This is a genomic window from Pseudomonas sp. CGJS7 (genome assembly GCF_036961695.1).
Window position 1 is genome coordinate 1 of record NZ_JBAMDI010000097.1, and the last position, 15,304, is coordinate 15,304.

A 15,304-nucleotide genomic window follows, 5' to 3' on the forward strand; every position below is an offset into this window, starting at 1 on the left:
AGACGAGTGCGAAGGCTGGAGTCGGCGTGAAGAGCGGCGAGAGCCAATGCCCGATGGGCAGCGGCGCGAATTTTGGACGGACGGAGGGCGTGCACTGGGTGTTGCTCCTTGAGTTGAGGAGCCATCACCGCTTGCGGCCAAGCAAGGAATGGTGACGGCTGTACGCGGGTTGGCCGACCGGGACTCAAGGCACCCGGCACACCCGAAGGTGTCCCACGCACAGCCGCCATAACACGAAACTGCGGGCACAAAAAAAGCGCCTGCAATCGTATGGTGGGCGCTTGTGCGCCTTGAGTAGTTCGACCGGCCAAGGTCGGTCGCTGAATTTGCAGCGACGACTACAGAGTAAACGTGAGTGATCAGAAGCGCAACAGGTGCACTTACTTGCATAAGCGCGAATGCAAGATTAGATTGAGCGGGCATGAAGACTTACCTCAACGCCCTCGGTAGCCGCCGGGGGCGTTTTCGTTTGAGCGGTGCGGGCCGGAGCGGTCAGTTGCCGGATGTCAGTGGAGGTGCTTCGCCTTTCAGCCAGGCGAAGATCCTCGCATCTTCCCTGCACCGTCGGCGGTACTCCTCGGCGAGCCACTCTTCACGCTTTGCAACGCACTCAGTTACGAAAGTATCCAGGTCTGTCTGGTCTCGTCCAAACGCATGACTTTGTTCGCTGGTGGCCTGCTCCACCTCCAGATCGTTCGCTACCCAGCCCTCCCAAACCTCAGCATCATTCGAATAGAGGTAACTCTCATCGGTGAACCAGTAGGTTACCCATTCAGCCAGTTGAATTGCTGTGAGGCCCAAACGCCGCCGTTTGTCCATTGCGAATGGCCCCTCACCCACGATGGTGGAGAACTCGCGACGGATTCCATGCTTGCGCATGAACGCGGGCATTTCCCAAGGGTTCGCGCGCAGCGGAATGGCTAGGCCATCTGGGTTGAAAAAGAACGCCTCTTGGGACTGGCCGTTCCAACTCACTCCAGCAATGATCCTGTGGCGCCAGTTGACATCCCCATGCTTGTAGAGGCAGAACGCTGCGCCATATGGATCATGGAATGGGCCAGTGAAGTGATAATGGCGCACGCTCATGCTGCCACCCGGTCACGAGCCTGAATGCGGCTACGCGTCCATGCTTGAACCTCGGAAAGAACCCAGGCTACCGGGGCACCCCGGGCGGTGCTGTTGCTCAGCTTCACCGGCAGCGGAAAGCCACTCTCGGCTTGCTGCATCAGCTTGTAGATCGTGGGGCGGGCCAACCCGACAATGGCCATCACTTCAGTGATGCGTATCAGTGTGGTGTGCGGGTCGCGCCCAGAATGGAGGGTGTTTGCTGCGGAGGGAGAGGTCATAGTCATGCCTATATCTACAGAGACAGGCACAGACTAAAAACTCAAAAACGAATCAACACGGTCCGCTCGTTTTTCTTTTTTTCCTCGGGCCGTACTCTCCCAGCGCTCTGAGATTTTCCCTTATCGTGTCGCGCGTTCCGATTCCCTCTATGCCGACCAACCTGGACAGCAGTGCCTTAGGTTCAATTTCAGGATAGGACTTCTTGATACGCTCAACGGCGGCCCGAGTGAGCTCCCGCTTCTTCGCCTTTCCATCTTGAGTAGCGGTACCTGGCCGACTGTTCCCCTTGCCAGCCAAGCGCGCCCTCTCGGAGCTTTTCACGGTGTAGATTTTGTCGATCATCGTTGGAAAAAAACTACCTGCCTGAAGCGTCCCAGAGCTCAACGCGACTTCAGACTGGCGATGAAGGTCAGCAAGCATCAAAACCTTTTCCGATTCAACCACCCACTGGGCAAAGGTCTCTCTGACCTCAGCTTCCCTGCCCGGTTGGGTGCGGCGTTGGCGCTCAACCATGGTGTGAAAAAATTCGGGATCATTCAGCCTTAGGAATTCGGCTAAGTCAGGGTTGATGTCGTACACATTGAGCTCAACATTCACCAACCAGTCAGCCAGCACCTGAACAGCGTCCAGCGCTTGCGCGAAGGCGTAGCTCGCCGCCATTCGAGAGCTAGAAATAGCTTCAACTTGACCTAGCACCTGACGCACTACATCCGGCAGCGAAAACGACTGGGCATAGCACAATCGCTCGTAAATGAGATCTCGCTGCCTGAACGTCTCATGGATTACCCGCCTTGCTTGATTGGAATACCCCAAGCCTTCCTCGAGCCAATATGAAGCTGCCTCGTTTATCACATCAAATGCCTGGCGAAAGTGCTCACGAAACTCAGGGAAAAGTGCAACTTCCGCTACAGCATCCTCCATCATCTGGATCTCATCGAGCAGGCTACTGATGTCAGTATTCGCAAGCTCGAACGTGAATTGCTCCACCTCATTTTCGGACCAGATCACACCCCACGCCCCCTTGATCGAAAAATGAGCCTGCGCGATAGATGATCGCTAAGCTGCCGACAGGACCGACAGGCAACAGTGGTGCGAAACACCATATAGCTTTGATACACCTGCTTGTCCGCGTGGGCCAGCGATGTGTTACCAGTCCGGAGGCTAGGATTTTCAACGGCTCCACCAGCCCCGAAACACGAGTTGCACATGAAACACCCCAATTGGTGGCTACGATCCACGAGTATTGACGACCGTAACGTATCGCTGGCTCTCGATGCCTCATGCGTTGTTTGAAATCTCAAACGTCGCTCGCTACAGCATCTCGGTGGGCAAAATCGTACGGGGTGATCGCTTCCATTCGATTGGCGTCTAAATAATCTGCCCACCACTGCACCATGAGCCTTCGCTCCTGAATGTGTTCTGCTTTGTGGATATACGCTGCGCGCACCGTGTTTCGCTCCTGATGGCTCATCTGTCGTTCGACCGCGTCTTTACTCCACAACCCCGACTCAACTAGTGCTGAACAAGCCATTGTCCTGAAACCGTGGCCGCAGACCTCTGACTTCGTGTCATACCCCATGCGTCGAAGGGCCTTGTTGACGGTGTTTTCGCTCATGGGTTTCCAGTGATGGTGATCACCTGCAAATACCAAGTCGAATCGGCCGGTGAGATCGCGGATTCGCTCCAAGACACTAACTGACTGGCGACTGAGCGGAACCAAGTGTGGTGTGCTCATCTTCGAGCCGCGATGGGAGTTCTTTACGCCCTCGATAGGCGCTCGCTCACCAGGGATTTCCCACATCAACCTCCCCATGTCGATCTCACCCCAGCGAGCGAATCGGAGCTCACTAGAGCGGATAAACACCAGCAAGGTCAGCTGCACCGCGAGCTTGGTCAGGCCGCGCCCGCTGTCGGCTTCTATCCGCTGGAGAAGCTCAGGTAAGCGCTCAAATGGCAAAGCAGGCCGGTGCGCTGTTTTGCGGGTAGCCGTGGCGCCTTGCAGATCTATCGCAGGGTTGAAATCCAGATGGCCATGCTGAACCGCCATGCGGAGGATGCCCGTCATGTACTGGCGTAGGCGTGCTGCCGTATCCAAGGTATCCCGCTTTTCCGCCGCTTTCAGCGGAACTAGCAGATCCCGTGTTTTGAGCTCCGCGACCGGACGATCACCGAGAGTGGGCAACAGGTGGGATTCAATGCGCCGCCACACGGTGGAGGCATGACCAGGTGTCCACTTACGAGCGCAGGCCGCGTGCCATTCCTGAGCGAGCAAACGGAATGTATTCGCCCGGGCGTTAGCCGCTTCCTGTTTGTCCAAGCGCGCCTGCTCGATGGGGTCTTTCCCAGCAGCAAGAAGCTCAAGCGCCTGAGCGCGTCGCTCCCTGGCCGCTTTCAAGCCGAGCGCCGGATAGTTGCCAAACGTAGCTAAACCATCACGGCCATCAGGTTTGGTGTACTTCATACGCCAGGTCTTGACCCCTGACGGCTTCACCAGCAGGTAGAGGCCTTTGCCATCGAACAGCTTGTAATCCTTCTCCCGAGGCTTGGCCGCATCACATTTGGGATCGGTGAGAGGCACCACTGTGCGCGCCATAGGGATACGTTTCCTTGTCGAACCGAGATATCCCTAACCATATCCCTAAATCGCGTAGATGCCCAGAGACAAAAAGAGACAGACAGAAACAACAAAGCCCGCACTAGGCGGGCTTTGCGGGGCGTTTCGTAGACAGTCATAGACTTCTGGAAACTGGTCTCTGGTGCCGGAGACAGGAATCGAACCTGCGACCTTCGCGTTACGAGTGCGCTGCTCTACCGACTGAGCTACACCGGCGTGTAGCGCAACGTACCACTGCTCACACCCGTAACGCAAACCCCTGTTTCCACTGGTTTATTGCCCTGCCCTCAAGCCCCCTTGCACCCTTTGGGCGCCAGGTCTTCCTCGATGTCGGTCGTGCACGCCCAGCCGCTAGCCGAACGCGTCAGGGTCAGGGCCTTGCCCAGCACGTTGGCCGGCGCATCCACCAGGGTGCAGACAATGCTGCCGCTACCATCCGCAGCCTTGCCGCTCGCCGTGATCGCACAATGCGCCGTCGCCGGCTGGCCACCCAGGGCGGCGACATCCGCTACATCCTTTCCATCATTCAGCCGCAGATCCATCGCCGTCTTCAGCGCGCTGATCTCCAGCAACCCGGCCGCAGCCTTGGAGCGTGCCTGGTGGTTGGTGTACATCGGTAAGGCGATGGTCGCCAGAATGCCGATGATCGCGACGACGATCATCAGTTCGATCAGGGTGATACCGCGTTGCCCTTTCATGAACGTAGTTCCTTTTTGATTCGCTTACACATTGAGGTCAGTTGCGCCCCAACCGGCAGCGGCGCAGTAGGCCTGAACAGACACCTTTTGTCACCCCTGCCCGCACGGGCGTCATCTTCGCTGAACTACTCTAGTGAGCATCACGGACGCGTGCCCTTGCATGGACGCGGCAAGCTGTTTCCAGGCTTGTCGCCAGGGCTGAACAAGGACCTTTGCATGACTTCATCTTCACTTCTCTACCGCTGGCACGGCACCGACGCCAACGGCACGCCGGTCAGCGGCCAAACACCCGGGCGCAGCCCGGCTTATGTGCGCGCCGGGCTGATTCGCCAGGGCATCACGGTGGCGAGTTTGCGGCCGGCCAGCGGGCTGGCGTTCAGCTTGCCAAAGCGGCGCGAAAAGGCTGACCCGGCGGGGTTCAGCCGGCAGTTGGCGACGTTGCTCAAGGCCGGGGTGCCGCTGCTGCAGGCGTTCGAGGTGATGGGCCGCAGTGGTTGCGATGCGGCGCAGGCGGCGTTGCTGGAAAGATTGAAACAGGATGTGGCCTCGGGCCTGGGGTTGGCGGATGCATTGCAGCGTCACCCGGCATGGTTCGATGCGCTGTATTGCAACCTGGTACGGGTGGGCGAACAGTCCGGTACGCTCGACCGGCAGCTGGAGCAGCTGGCCGGCATGCTGGAACAGCGTCGGGTGCTGCACAAGAAGGTGCGCAAGGCGATGATCTACCCGCTGCTGCTGTTGCTGACCGGGCTGGGGGTGTCGGCAATCTTGTTGCTGGAGGTGATTCCTAAATTCGAGAGCATGTTCTCGGGCATGGGCGCGGCGTTGCCGGCATTTACCCAATGGGTGATCAACTTGTCCACAGGGCTGAGCCGGTTTGCGCCGCTGCTGCTGGTGATGGGCTTGGTGCTGGGTGTTGCCGTGCGCCAGCTTTACCGGCAGCACGCGCCAGCGCGCCTGTGGATATCTCGGCGGGTGCTGGGCTTGCCCGTGTTTGGCAAGTTGCTGGGGCAGGCCGCGCTGGCGCGGTTTGCGCGCAGCCTGGCAACGTCCTACGGCGCCGGGGTGCCGTTGCTGGATGCGCTGGGGACGGTGGCGCGGGTAACGGGTGGCGACCTGCACGAACAGGCGGTGTTGCGGCTGCGCCAAGGCATGGCCAATGGACAAGGGCTGAATCAGGCGATGGCCGGTGAACCGCTGTTTCCCCCCTTGCTGGTGCAGTTGACGGCCATCGGTGAATCCAGCGGCACGCTGGACCAGATGCTGGAAAAAGCCGCCAGCCATTACGAGGAACAGGTCAGCCAGGCGCTGGACCAGTTGACCAGCCTGCTGGAGCCGGCCATCGTGCTGATCCTGGGCTTGCTGGTGGGTGGCCTGGTGGTGGCGATGTACCTGCCGATCTTCCAGTTGGGTAGTTTGATCTGAACATGACTTTATGGGCTTTGCTGGCTGAACAGCCAGCGTACTTCCTTACTTTCGCCACGGTGCTCGGCCTGCTGGTGGGCAGTTTTATCAATGTGCTGGTGTATCGCCTGCCGATCATGCTGGAGCGGCAATGGCAGCGTGAGGCGCAAGAGGTATTGGGGCTGCCGACCACGCAGCACGCGCGTTTCGACCTGTGCCTGCCCGCCTCCCGGTGCCCACACTGCGCGCACCGGATTCGTGCGTGGGAGAACATTCCAGTCATCAGCTACCTGGCCTTGGGCGGGCGCTGTTCGTCCTGCAAAAACCGCATCAGCCTGCGTTACCCGGTAGTGGAAGTGGCCAGCGCGCTGCTGTCGCTGGTAGTGGCCTGGCGCTTCGGCGCTTCGGTAGAGGCGTTGCTGGCGTTGCCGCTGACCTGGTGCCTGCTGGCGCTGAGCCTGATCGATGCGGACCACCAGCTGCTGCCGGATGTGCTGGTGCTGCCGACCATGTGGCTAGGGCTGATCGTCAATGCCTTTGGCATCCATGTGCCCCTGGCCGACGCACTGTGGGGCGCAGTGGCCGGGTACCTCAGCCTGTGGACGGTGTACTGGGTGTTCAGGCTGGTCACCGGCAAGGAAGGCATGGGCTATGGCGATTTCAAGCTGATGGCGCTGATCGGGGCGTGGGGGGGTTGGCAGGTGCTGCCGTTGACGCTGCTGTTGTCGTCGGTGGTGGGGGCGCTTGTTGGCCTGTGCCTGCTGCGTTTTCGCCGGCATGCCTTGGGCACGGCAATCCCGTTTGGCCCTTATCTGGCAATTGCGGGGTGGATTGCCGTGCTCTGGGGTGATGAAATATACGCCTCATACATGCAACTGCTTGGATACTGATGACCACTGCGGCCTTTACCCCCTGGATTCTCGGCCTGACCGGCGGCATTGGTAGCGGCAAAAGCGCCGCTGCCGAGCGCTTTGTCGAGCTTGGCGTGCACCTGGTCGATGCCGACCAGGCGGCGCGCTGGGTTGTCGAACCTGGCCGCCCGGCCCTGGCCAGCATCGTCGAGCGCTTCGGCCCGGGCGTGCTGCAGGGCGACGGCCAGCTCGATCGCGCCGCCCTGCGCCAGCTGATTTTCGCCGACCCGGCGCAACGCAAATGGCTGGAACAACTGCTGCACCCGCTGATCGGTCAGGAGATTTTCAGCTATCTGGCCAAGGCGCAGTCGCCTTATGCAGTCTATGTGTCGCCGCTGCTGATCGAATCGGGCCAGCACCACAAGACCCAACGTGTGCTGGTGATCGATGCGCCGCAGGACCTGCAAATAGCCCGTACCCTGGCGCGGGACAACACCAGTGCCGAGCACGTGCAGGCCATTTTGCAGGCGCAGTTGGCCCGTGAGGATCGCCTGCGCCATGCCGATGATGTGGTGGTCAACGACGGCGACCTGGCCGCGCTGCATGAGCAGATTGACCGCCTGCACCACTTTTACCTGACTTTGAAAGGAGGCCAGCCATGAGCCAGCCATTAACCGTCGATTGCCCAACTTGCGGCGCGCCTGTGGAATGGAGCGAAAAAAACGCGTTCCGACCGTTTTGTTCGGACCGTTGCAAGCTGATCGACCTGGGCGCCTGGGCAGCCGAGGAGCACAAGATTGCGGGGTCGGAAGAGTCCGAAGATGAGCTGTATTCGGGGGACCTGGAGCCGCGGCATTGAGCTGATCCACAAATACAACGCGGGCCCACAACCCGCGCGGTACCTGTGGGAGCGGGCAAGCCCGCGAAGCAGGCGGCGCAGTGGATGGCACGGGCTTCGCCCGTGTTCGCGGGCATGCCCGCTCCCACAGTGAGAGTGCAACCGCTGAGTGCTGTGCATTACCCCCGAAGAGGCCGGCACAGCCACCACACATTCACCGCTCATCTTCCTTCCAGGGCGCCTGCAGATACCGTGTGCGGTTGAAGGTTTCCAGCCACTCGGGGCAAAACACCACCAGCGCACTGATCACCATGCCGTTGATGAACGCCTCGGGGAACATCATCAGCCACAGGTAGCCAACAAAGTCGCTGAGCCACTCCGGCAGGGCAAAACGCCCGTCCAGCCACAACACCCCTAGCGCTGCGGGGACGCAAATCAGCACAGTCAGCGCTGCCGGAAAAAAACCCGAACAAAAGATGTAAACAAACAGGTTTCGGGGCTGGGCACGCTCCACCAATAGCGCGCACACCTCGGTAATCAGCACCGGCAAGCCAACCAGCAACAAACCATTCACCCCCAGCGCCGCCAGGTCCTGACGCCCCAGCGCCAGCAAGCCGAGCTGGGCCATGAACCCACCCAGCACCGCCAGCGGCCAGTCCAGCAACAGGGTGACCGCCGTCATGCCAATAAAGTGGTACGACACACCGGTATCAAAGTCGCGCCGCACCAGCCACAGCGCAAACAGGCAGAACACCGTGCCAAACAGCAAATGCTGGCGGCGCCGGTCGGTAAACAGTTCAACCCAGCGAACCCGGCTGACCGCCCAGATCAGCAACGGCACATAACCCAGCCAGCCAAGGGTAAGGGTGGTGCCGGATAACACCTGCGCGCTGATCACCTGAACAATACCCTTTGCGGCCATGTGGATAAAACCGAGTCTACACCCATTCTCCCATTCCTTCGGCTGCGGTAGGCTGACGCTTCCATTCGATGCAGGAAGCATTGGTCATGCAGGAAGGAACCAACCCCGCCCTGCTACTGGCAGCGGCACTCAACGCCATCATCGGCGTAATTCACCTGGCCATCATCGCCGTGGGGCCGCGTTGGTACCGATTGTTCGGGGCCGGTGAGCGCATGGCGGTGGCCGCCGAGAAGGGCCGCTGCTACCCGGCGCTGATTACTGCCGCCATCGCCTGCGTGTTGCTGGCCTGGTCGGCCTATGCGCTGTCGGCTGCCGGGGCGATCGGGCGGCTGCCCTTGCTGCTGCCAGTCATTTGCCTGATCACCCTGGTGTACTTGCTACGCGGTCTGCTGGGGCCAGTATTGCTGGCGGGCACCGGGCGTTCGCAGCGTTTTATCGTGGTCAGTTCGCTGATCTGCCTGGGCTTTGGCGTGGTACATCTGGTCGGGCTGGTGCAGCAGTGGCCAGTGCTGGGCTGATTCTCACGCTTAAACAGCATCTTACCGTCATCGATTAGCGGCTAAGCTTGTCTGCATGGATGACTCAGACTACCTGCGCCTGCTTACCATCCAGGCCGAACAAGCCAATGCCTTTCTCTCCAACGCCCGTAAGTGGGAGCGGGAGCGTTGGGTGTGCCAGCGCCTGTTGCAGGGGCTGAACATTCCCTACCGCAGCGAGGACTTCACCCCGGCGGGACAGGAGCCACCAGACGTGCTGTTCCGCGACGCCGCCTTCGAGGTGTTTTTCGTGCTCGACGAGGGCCGCCGGCTGAACGATGAATGGCGCGAGGAGCTGCAGCGGCGACGCAGTGCGTTTTCCCTGGCGCAGCTGGTACGCCGCGAAGCACGCCCACGGCGCATCAGTGCCACCGAACTGCTGGGGCGCCTGGCGCCCACCTTGCGCAAGAAGGCGCACAATTACCGGGAACGCGGGCTGGAGCTGAACGAGCTGGACATCATCGCGTTCTCCAGCCTCAAGCGCGAAGTGCTCGACCTCAACACCCACTTCCCGCCGCCTACCGAATACCTGCGCCAAGGCTGGCGTTCGCTGTCGCTGGTCGGGCCAACCTTTGCCCGGGTACTGTTTGCCCACCCCGATGCGCCGGATTTCCTGCGCGGCAACCTGGGCCGCAGCATCGTCTTCGACGTAGGCATCAGTCTTTGATCCAGTGCAGCGACTGTTTGCGATGGCGTACACTCGGCGCCAGGGATAGAAAGCATTATCATTTGTTTCAAGCGCCTGCGCGAACGCTGTAGCGTTTGCGCAGTCACAAACGTCTACCTGACGAGGCCCACCATGACCAGTCGCCTGAACCCGGAAGATCAGCGTCGTGTCGATGAGTATCTGCGAGCCCCCCAGCACCAAGTCGAGCGCAGGCCCTTCCGGCCGTGGCTGCTCCTTGTGCTGGTGCTGGCCGTGACCATCGGGTTGGGTCTGATCAGCCGCCTGCTGAGTGGACTGGTGCTATGAGCTGCTTCGCGCTCGCCCTCCCCTCGTGCAGTTTGCGGCCGGCCCCCAGGGCCACGAATTCCGTAAACCTTATGAGATATTCCCATGACTCATCGCATCGTGATTGTCGGCGGCGGCGCCGGCGGCCTGGAACTGGCGACCCGCCTGGGTAAAAGCCTGGGCAAGCGCAAGCAGGCCGAAATCACCCTGGTCGACACCAACCTCACGCACATCTGGAAGCCACTGCTGCACGAAGTGGCCGCCGGCTCGCTGAACTCCTCGGAAGACGAACTGAACTACGTGGCTCAGGCCAAGTGGAACCACTTCAATTTCCAGCTGGGGCGCATGAGCGGCCTGGACCGTGAAGGCAAGCAGATTCAACTGGCTGCCACCCTCGACGAAGAGGGCCGCGAGCTGCTGCCTGCGCGCACCTTGGGCTACGACACCCTGGTGATTGCCGTGGGCTCCAACACCAACGACTTCGGCACCCTGGGCGCAGCGCAGCACTGCCTGTTCCTGGATACCCGCAAGCAGGCCGAGCGTTTCCACCAGCAACTGCTCAACCACTACCTGCGTGCCCACGCCGGCGACGTGGCCAGCGAGAAAATCAGCGTAGCCATTGTCGGCGCCGGTGCCACCGGTGTAGAGCTGGCGGCCGAGCTGCACCACGCTGCCCACGAGCTGGCGGCCTATGGCCTGGACCGCATCCAGCCCAAGGACATGCACATCACCCTTATCGAGGCGGGCCCGCGCGTTCTGCCGGCGCTGCCGGAGCGCATCAGCGTACCGGTTCACAAAACCCTGGAAAAACTCGGGGTGAAGGTGATGACCAACGCCGCAGTCAGTGAAGTGACCGAGGACGGCCTGAAAACCAAGGACGGTGAAGTGATCCAGGCCAGCCTGAAGGTGTGGGCAGCCGGTATCCGCGCGCCTGGTTTCCTCAAGGACATCGATGGCCTGGAAACCAACCGCATCAACCAGCTGGTCGTGCGCCCTACCCTGCAAACCACCCGCGACGACAACATCTTCGCCTTCGGTGACTGCGCCGCCTGCCCGCAACCTGGCAGCGACCGCAACGTGCCGCCGCGCGCACAGGCGGCGCACCAGCAGGCTTCGATGCTGGCGCAAAGCCTGAAGGCGCGCCTGGAGAACAAGGCCCTGCCGACGTACGAGTACAAGGACTATGGCTCGCTGGTGTCGCTGTCGCGCTTCTCGGCGGTGGGCAACCTGATGGGTAACCTGATGGGCAGCGTGAAGCTGGAAGGCTGGCTGGCGCGGATGTTCTATGTGTCGCTGTACCGCATGCACCAGATGGCGCTGTACGGGTTCTTCCGCACGGCGTTGATGATGCTGGGTAGCAAGATTGGCCGGGGTACCGAGCCGCGCCTGAAGTTGCACTGACAGGCGCCCCCATGCCCTGTAGGCGCGGGTTTACCTGTGAATGCGATGGTGGCTGCGCTGCCGTATTCGCGGGTGAACCCGCTCCTACAAAGGGGCGGTGTGGCAAATAGATGCAGGTGGGATTGCACCGATGGGCGCATTTTTCGGGGCAAAAGAAAAAGGGCATCTCATGCGAGATGCCCTTTGTTCATGGTGGGTCGTGTAGGATTCGAACCTACGACCAATTGGTTAAAAGCCAACTGCTCTACCAACTGAGCTAACGACCCAAAAATGGTCGGGGTGAGGGGATTCGAACTCCTGACATCCTGCTCCCAAAGCAGGCGCGCTACCGGACTGCGCTACACCCCGAGTGTTTCAAAAAAAAGGGCATCTCTTTGGAGATGCCCTTTTCTACATGGTGGGTCGTGTAGGATTCGAACCTACGACCAATTGGTTAAAAGCCAACTGCTCTACCAACTGAGCTAACGACCCGGAAAATGGTCGGGGTGAGGGGATTCGAACTCCTGACATCCTGCTCCCAAAGCAGGCGCGCTACCGGACTGCGCTACACCCCGAGATTGGCTCCGCGACCTGGACTCGAACCAGGGACCCAATGATTAACAGTCATTTGCTCTACCGACTGAGCTATCGCGGAACTGAACTTCGGTACAACTCCGAAGACTGTGTTCGCTTCGGACTCTTTAGCTTCTTCGCTTTCGCGTTGTCGCTGCTGAGGCCGGCTATTCTACATTCTTCGTTTTGCTTGTCAACCACTTTTTTTCATTCAACTTACTGATTTGTAAGTTGTTTTGCGATCACCGATGTTGCTGGTGATTCGCTTAGTGCCTGACAACGCGGCGTATATTAGGGGCACTCTAAATTTGATGCAAGCAAAAATTTCAAAAATTTCAGGCGGTTACCCCGGGTTGGCGCAAAGGCCCGAAATAGCTGGGCTGTGCCGGCATTGGCAACGGGTAAAAAAAGCCCCGCAAACGCGGGGCTCATGGTGCAACACAATCAGCCGAAGACGATTTCGTCGCCTTCCACCTTGGCGGTGATCGCCGTACCGGGCAGGAACTTGCCGGCCAGAATCAGCTGCGCCAGCGGGTTCTCGATCCAGCGCTGGATCGCCCGCTTCAGCGGCCGCGCGCCGTACACCGGGTCGTAACCCACGGCAATCAGCTTGTCCAACGCCTCTGGGCTCAGGCTCAGCGACAGTTCGCGCTCCAGCAGGCGGCTGCGCAGGCGGCCGAGCTGGATTTCGGTAATACCGGCAATCTGCTCGCGGCCCAAAGGCTCGAACACCACCACTTCGTCGATGCGGTTGATGAACTCCGGACGGAAGTGTGCCCCCACCGCATCCATCACTGCCGCACGCTGTGCCTCGCGGTCACCCACCAGTTCCTGAATCTGCGCCGAGCCCAGGTTGGAGGTCATCACGATCACGGTGTTGCGGAAGTCCACGGTGCGCCCGTGGCTGTCGGTCAGGCGGCCGTCTTCCAGCACCTGCAACAGTACGTTGAACACATCCGGGTGGGCTTTTTCCACCTCGTCCAGCAGCACCACCGAGTAAGGCTTGCGCCGCACGGCCTCGGTCAGGTAACCGCCCTCTTCATACCCTACATAGCCTGGTGGTGCACCGATCAGGCGCGCGACGGAGTGCTTCTCCATGAATTCGGACATGTCGATGCGCACCATCGCCTCTTCGGTGTCGAACAGGAACTCGGCCAGCGCCTTGCACAGTTCGGTCTTGCCCACACCAGTCGGGCCGAGGAACAGGAACGAACCACTTGGCCGGTTCGGGTCAGACAACCCGGCACGCGAGCGGCGTACGGCGTTGGCTACGGCGGTTACCGCCTCGCTCTGGCCAATCACGCGCTGGTGCAGCAGCTCTTCCATTTTCAGCAGCTTCTCACGCTCGCCTTCGAGCATCTTGGCCACAGGAATGCCGGTCCACTTCGACACCACTTCGGCAATTTCTTCCTCGGTGACCTTGTTGCGCAGCAACTGGTTGTCGGTCTTGCCGTGCTGGTCGACCATCTGCAGGCTGCGCTCCAGGTCCGGGATCACCCCGTACTGCAGTTCGGCCATGCGGTTCAGGTCGCCTTTGCGACGGGCGGCTTCCAGCTCCTGGCGAGACTGCTCGATCTTTTGCTGGATCTGCGCCGAGCCCTGCACTTCAGCTTTCTCCGAAGCCCAGATTTCTTCCAGGTCGGAATACTCACGCTCCAGCCGCTCGATTTCCTCGGTCAGCTTCTCCAGGCGCTTTTTCGCCGCTTCGTCTTCTTCTTTCTTCAGCGCCTGCGACTCCACCTTCAGCTGGATCAGGCGGCGATCAAGGCGGTCGAGCACTTCCGGCTTGGAGTCAATCTCCATGCGGATGCGGCTGGCCGCTTCGTCGATCAGGTCAATGGCCTTGTCCGGCAGCTGGCGGTCAGTAATGTAGCGGTGGCTGAGCTTGGCCGCAGCGATGATTGCACCGTCGGTGATGGCCACCTTGTGGTGCACTTCATAGCGCTCTTTCAGGCCACGCAGGATGGCGATGGTGTCTTCCTCGCTCGGCTCCTCGACCAGCACCTTCTGGAAGCGGCGCTCCAGGGCGGCGTCCTTTTCGATGAACTGGCGGTACTCGTTCAGCGTGGTGGCACCTACGCAATGCAGCTCGCCGCGGGCCAGGGCCGGCTTGAGCATGTTGCCGGCGTCCATGGCGCCCTCGCCTTTGCCGGCGCCGACCATGGTGTGCAGTTCGTCGATGAACAGGATGATCTGGCCTTCCTGCTTGGACAGTTCGTTCAGCAGGCTTTTCAAGCGCTCTTCGAACTCACCGCGGTACTTGGCACCGGCAATCAGCGCGCCCATGTCCAGCGCCAACAGGCGCTTGCCTTTGAGGCCGTCGGGCACTTCACCATTGATGATGCGCTGGGCCAGGCCTTCGGCGATGGCGGTTTTACCCACGCCGGGCTCACCGATCAGCACCGGGTTGTTCTTGGTACGGCGTTGCAGCACCTGCACTGTGCGGCGGATTTCATCGTCACGGCCAATGACCGGGTCCAGCTTGCCCTCTTCGGCACGCTTGGTCAGGTCGACGGTGTATTTGTCCAGCGCCTGGCGCGATTCCTCGGCGTTGGCGTCATTCACTGCCGCGCCGCCACGCAGGTTGTTGATGGCATTTTCCAGCGCTTTCTTGCTCACGCCCTGGCTCAGCAGCAGCTTGCCGAGCTTGCTGTTTTCGTCCATGGCGGCCAACAGCACCAGCTCGCTGGAAATGAACTGGTCGCCCTTCTGCTGCGCCAGGCGGTCTGCCTGGTTAAGCAGGCGTGCCAAGTCCTGCGACATGTTCACGTCGCCGGTAGGGTTCTGTATTTTCGGCAGTTGGTCGAGTTCTTTCACCAGCCCCTGGCGCAGGCCATTGATGTCGAAGCCTACCTGCATCAGCAGCGGTTTGATGGAGCCACCCTGCTGTTCGAGCAGCGCCTGTAACAGGTGCACGGGCTCGATGGCAGGGTGGTCCATGCCAACGGCCAAAGACTGGGCATCGGATATTGCAAGTTGCAGCTTGCTGGTTAAACGGTCTATTCGCATGGTGTACCTTCCTTTAAAGGGCAGGTCGGAGCGATGGACAGCGCCTGTTTATAAAGAAACCTGCCTGAGATGACTTTATAGATAAGGCTGATTCTGGAAGATTCAAGCGTAGCGGGGTTGACCAAAGTCAACCTGTTGGATTAACGGGGCCCATTCGCGGGCATGCTCGCCCCCACAGGT

Annotated in this window: 15 protein-coding genes and 6 tRNA genes; 8 read left to right on the forward strand and 13 right to left on the reverse strand. The window is 60.3% G+C overall.

Going from position 1 to position 15,304, the window contains the following annotated elements:
• Positions 1-492 precede the first annotated feature (492 nt).
• From V7787_RS38000 to V7787_RS38025, 6 genes are all read right to left on the reverse strand, one after another.
• A complete protein-coding gene (locus V7787_RS38000) occupies positions 493-1,086 on the reverse strand; it encodes a hypothetical protein (RefSeq protein WP_336092771.1) in 594 nt (197 codons plus the stop codon).
• The gene (locus tag V7787_RS38005) at positions 1,083-1,352 is read right to left on the reverse strand and encodes a helix-turn-helix transcriptional regulator (protein WP_414933409.1); all 270 of its coding nucleotides are present in this window, start codon (positions 1,350-1,352) and stop codon (positions 1,083-1,085) included. The genes V7787_RS38000 and V7787_RS38005 overlap by 4 nt, the downstream gene beginning before the upstream one ends.
• A 46-nt stretch (positions 1,353-1,398) precedes the next feature.
• The gene (locus V7787_RS38010) at positions 1,399-2,355 is read right to left on the reverse strand and encodes a hypothetical protein (RefSeq protein ID WP_336092772.1); all 957 of its coding nucleotides are present in this window, start codon (positions 2,353-2,355) and stop codon (positions 1,399-1,401) included.
• Between the two features lie 289 nt (positions 2,356-2,644).
• Entirely contained in the window at positions 2,645-3,940 is a 1,296-nt protein-coding gene (locus V7787_RS38015; protein ID WP_336092773.1) for a tyrosine-type recombinase/integrase, read from the reverse strand.
• Positions 3,941-4,101: 161 nt separating this feature from the next.
• Positions 4,102-4,177, reverse strand: a tRNA-Thr gene (locus V7787_RS38020).
• A 71-nt stretch (positions 4,178-4,248) separates the two neighbouring features.
• Complete coding sequence (locus V7787_RS38025; RefSeq protein ID WP_176685551.1) at positions 4,249-4,659, reverse strand: pilin; 411 nt, start codon at positions 4,657-4,659, stop codon at positions 4,249-4,251.
• A 216-nt stretch (positions 4,660-4,875) separates the two neighbouring features.
• Here V7787_RS38025 and V7787_RS38030 point away from each other — a divergent pair, with 216 nt between their 5' ends.
• The 4 genes from V7787_RS38030 to yacG are packed head-to-tail and all read left to right on the forward strand — an operon-like array spanning position 4,876 to position 7,773.
• Positions 4,876-6,084, forward strand: coding sequence for a type II secretion system F family protein (locus V7787_RS38030; RefSeq protein WP_104886725.1), 1,209 nt, complete (start codon positions 4,876-4,878; stop codon positions 6,082-6,084).
• A gap of 2 nt (positions 6,085-6,086) precedes the next feature.
• Entirely contained in the window at positions 6,087-6,953 is an 867-nt protein-coding gene (locus V7787_RS38035; protein ID WP_266023734.1) for a prepilin peptidase, read from the forward strand.
• Positions 6,953-7,576 (forward strand): dephospho-CoA kinase, encoded by a 624-nt coding sequence (gene coaE / locus V7787_RS38040; protein WP_266023732.1) that lies wholly within the window; start codon positions 6,953-6,955, stop codon positions 7,574-7,576. The genes V7787_RS38035 and coaE overlap by 1 nt, the downstream gene beginning before the upstream one ends.
• Entirely contained in the window at positions 7,573-7,773 is a 201-nt protein-coding gene (gene yacG, locus V7787_RS38045) for a DNA gyrase inhibitor YacG (protein WP_010951889.1), read from the forward strand. The genes coaE and yacG overlap by 4 nt, the downstream gene beginning before the upstream one ends.
• 193 nt (positions 7,774-7,966) lie before the next feature.
• Here yacG and V7787_RS38050 read toward each other — a convergent pair whose 3' ends face one another.
• A complete protein-coding gene (locus tag V7787_RS38050; RefSeq protein WP_020190540.1) occupies positions 7,967-8,674 on the reverse strand; it encodes an energy-coupling factor ABC transporter permease in 708 nt (235 codons plus the stop codon).
• 86 nt (positions 8,675-8,760) lie between these two features.
• Here V7787_RS38050 and V7787_RS38055 point away from each other — a divergent pair, with 86 nt between their 5' ends.
• From V7787_RS38055 to V7787_RS38070, 4 genes are all read left to right on the forward strand, one after another.
• Positions 8,761-9,192 carry a hypothetical protein gene (locus V7787_RS38055; RefSeq protein ID WP_064492471.1) on the forward strand — a complete coding sequence of 144 codons (432 nt, stop codon included), beginning with the start codon at positions 8,761-8,763 and terminating at the stop codon, positions 9,190-9,192.
• A gap of 55 nt (positions 9,193-9,247) precedes the next feature.
• Entirely contained in the window at positions 9,248-9,877 is a 630-nt protein-coding gene (locus tag V7787_RS38060) for a DUF1780 domain-containing protein (RefSeq protein WP_003247546.1), read from the forward strand.
• A gap of 132 nt (positions 9,878-10,009) precedes the next feature.
• Positions 10,010-10,183 (forward strand): DUF3094 domain-containing protein, encoded by a 174-nt coding sequence (locus V7787_RS38065; protein ID WP_008091951.1) that lies wholly within the window; start codon positions 10,010-10,012, stop codon positions 10,181-10,183.
• Positions 10,184-10,267: 84 nt separating this feature from the next.
• Positions 10,268-11,563 carry an NAD(P)/FAD-dependent oxidoreductase gene (locus V7787_RS38070; protein ID WP_003247549.1) on the forward strand — a complete coding sequence of 432 codons (1,296 nt, stop codon included), beginning with the start codon at positions 10,268-10,270 and terminating at the stop codon, positions 11,561-11,563.
• A gap of 190 nt (positions 11,564-11,753) precedes the next feature.
• Here V7787_RS38070 and V7787_RS38075 read toward each other — a convergent pair.
• The 6 genes from V7787_RS38075 to clpB all read right to left on the reverse strand — a co-directional run bounded on the left by V7787_RS38075 (position 11,754) and on the right by clpB (position 15,124).
• Positions 11,754-11,829 (reverse strand) — tRNA-Lys (locus V7787_RS38075).
• Positions 11,830-11,834: 5 nt separating this feature from the next.
• Positions 11,835-11,911, reverse strand: a tRNA-Pro gene (locus V7787_RS38080).
• Positions 11,912-11,958: 47 nt separating this feature from the next.
• Positions 11,959-12,034 (reverse strand) — tRNA-Lys (locus tag V7787_RS38085).
• Positions 12,035-12,040: 6 nt separating this feature from the next.
• A tRNA-Pro gene (locus tag V7787_RS38090) sits at positions 12,041-12,117 on the reverse strand.
• A 4-nt stretch (positions 12,118-12,121) separates the two neighbouring features.
• Positions 12,122-12,197 (reverse strand) — tRNA-Asn (locus tag V7787_RS38095).
• Positions 12,198-12,559: 362 nt separating this feature from the next.
• Positions 12,560-15,124, reverse strand: a complete 2,565-nt coding sequence (gene clpB / locus V7787_RS38100; RefSeq protein WP_010951887.1) for an ATP-dependent chaperone ClpB — start codon at positions 15,122-15,124, stop codon at positions 12,560-12,562.
• Between the last annotated feature and the right edge of the window lie 180 nt (positions 15,125-15,304).

Coding starts and splice junctions, on each gene's coding strand:
- yacG (WP_010951889.1), top strand. CDS start 7,573: ATGAGCCAGCCATTAACCGTCGATTGCCCAACTTGCGGCGCGCCTGTG.
- V7787_RS38055 (WP_064492471.1), top strand. CDS start 8,761: ATGCAGGAAGGAACCAACCCCGCCCTGCTACTGGCAGCGGCACTCAAC.
- V7787_RS38070 (WP_003247549.1), top strand. CDS start 10,268: ATGACTCATCGCATCGTGATTGTCGGCGGCGGCGCCGGCGGCCTGGAA.
- V7787_RS38005 (WP_414933409.1), bottom strand. CDS start 1,352: ATGACTATGACCTCTCCCTCCGCAGCAAACACCCTCCATTCTGGGCGC.
- V7787_RS38015 (WP_336092773.1), bottom strand. CDS start 3,940: ATGGCGCGCACAGTGGTGCCTCTCACCGATCCCAAATGTGATGCGGCC.
- clpB (WP_010951887.1), bottom strand. CDS start 15,124: ATGCGAATAGACCGTTTAACCAGCAAGCTGCAACTTGCAATATCCGAT.
- V7787_RS38060 (WP_003247546.1), top strand. CDS start 9,248: ATGGATGACTCAGACTACCTGCGCCTGCTTACCATCCAGGCCGAACAA.
- V7787_RS38035 (WP_266023734.1), top strand. CDS start 6,087: ATGACTTTATGGGCTTTGCTGGCTGAACAGCCAGCGTACTTCCTTACT.
- V7787_RS38030 (WP_104886725.1), top strand. CDS start 4,876: ATGACTTCATCTTCACTTCTCTACCGCTGGCACGGCACCGACGCCAAC.
- V7787_RS38050 (WP_020190540.1), bottom strand. CDS start 8,674: ATGGCCGCAAAGGGTATTGTTCAGGTGATCAGCGCGCAGGTGTTATCC.
- coaE (WP_266023732.1), top strand. CDS start 6,953: ATGACCACTGCGGCCTTTACCCCCTGGATTCTCGGCCTGACCGGCGGC.
- V7787_RS38025 (WP_176685551.1), bottom strand. CDS start 4,659: ATGAAAGGGCAACGCGGTATCACCCTGATCGAACTGATGATCGTCGTC.
- V7787_RS38065 (WP_008091951.1), top strand. CDS start 10,010: ATGACCAGTCGCCTGAACCCGGAAGATCAGCGTCGTGTCGATGAGTAT.
- V7787_RS38000 (WP_336092771.1), bottom strand. CDS start 1,086: ATGAGCGTGCGCCATTATCACTTCACTGGCCCATTCCATGATCCATAT.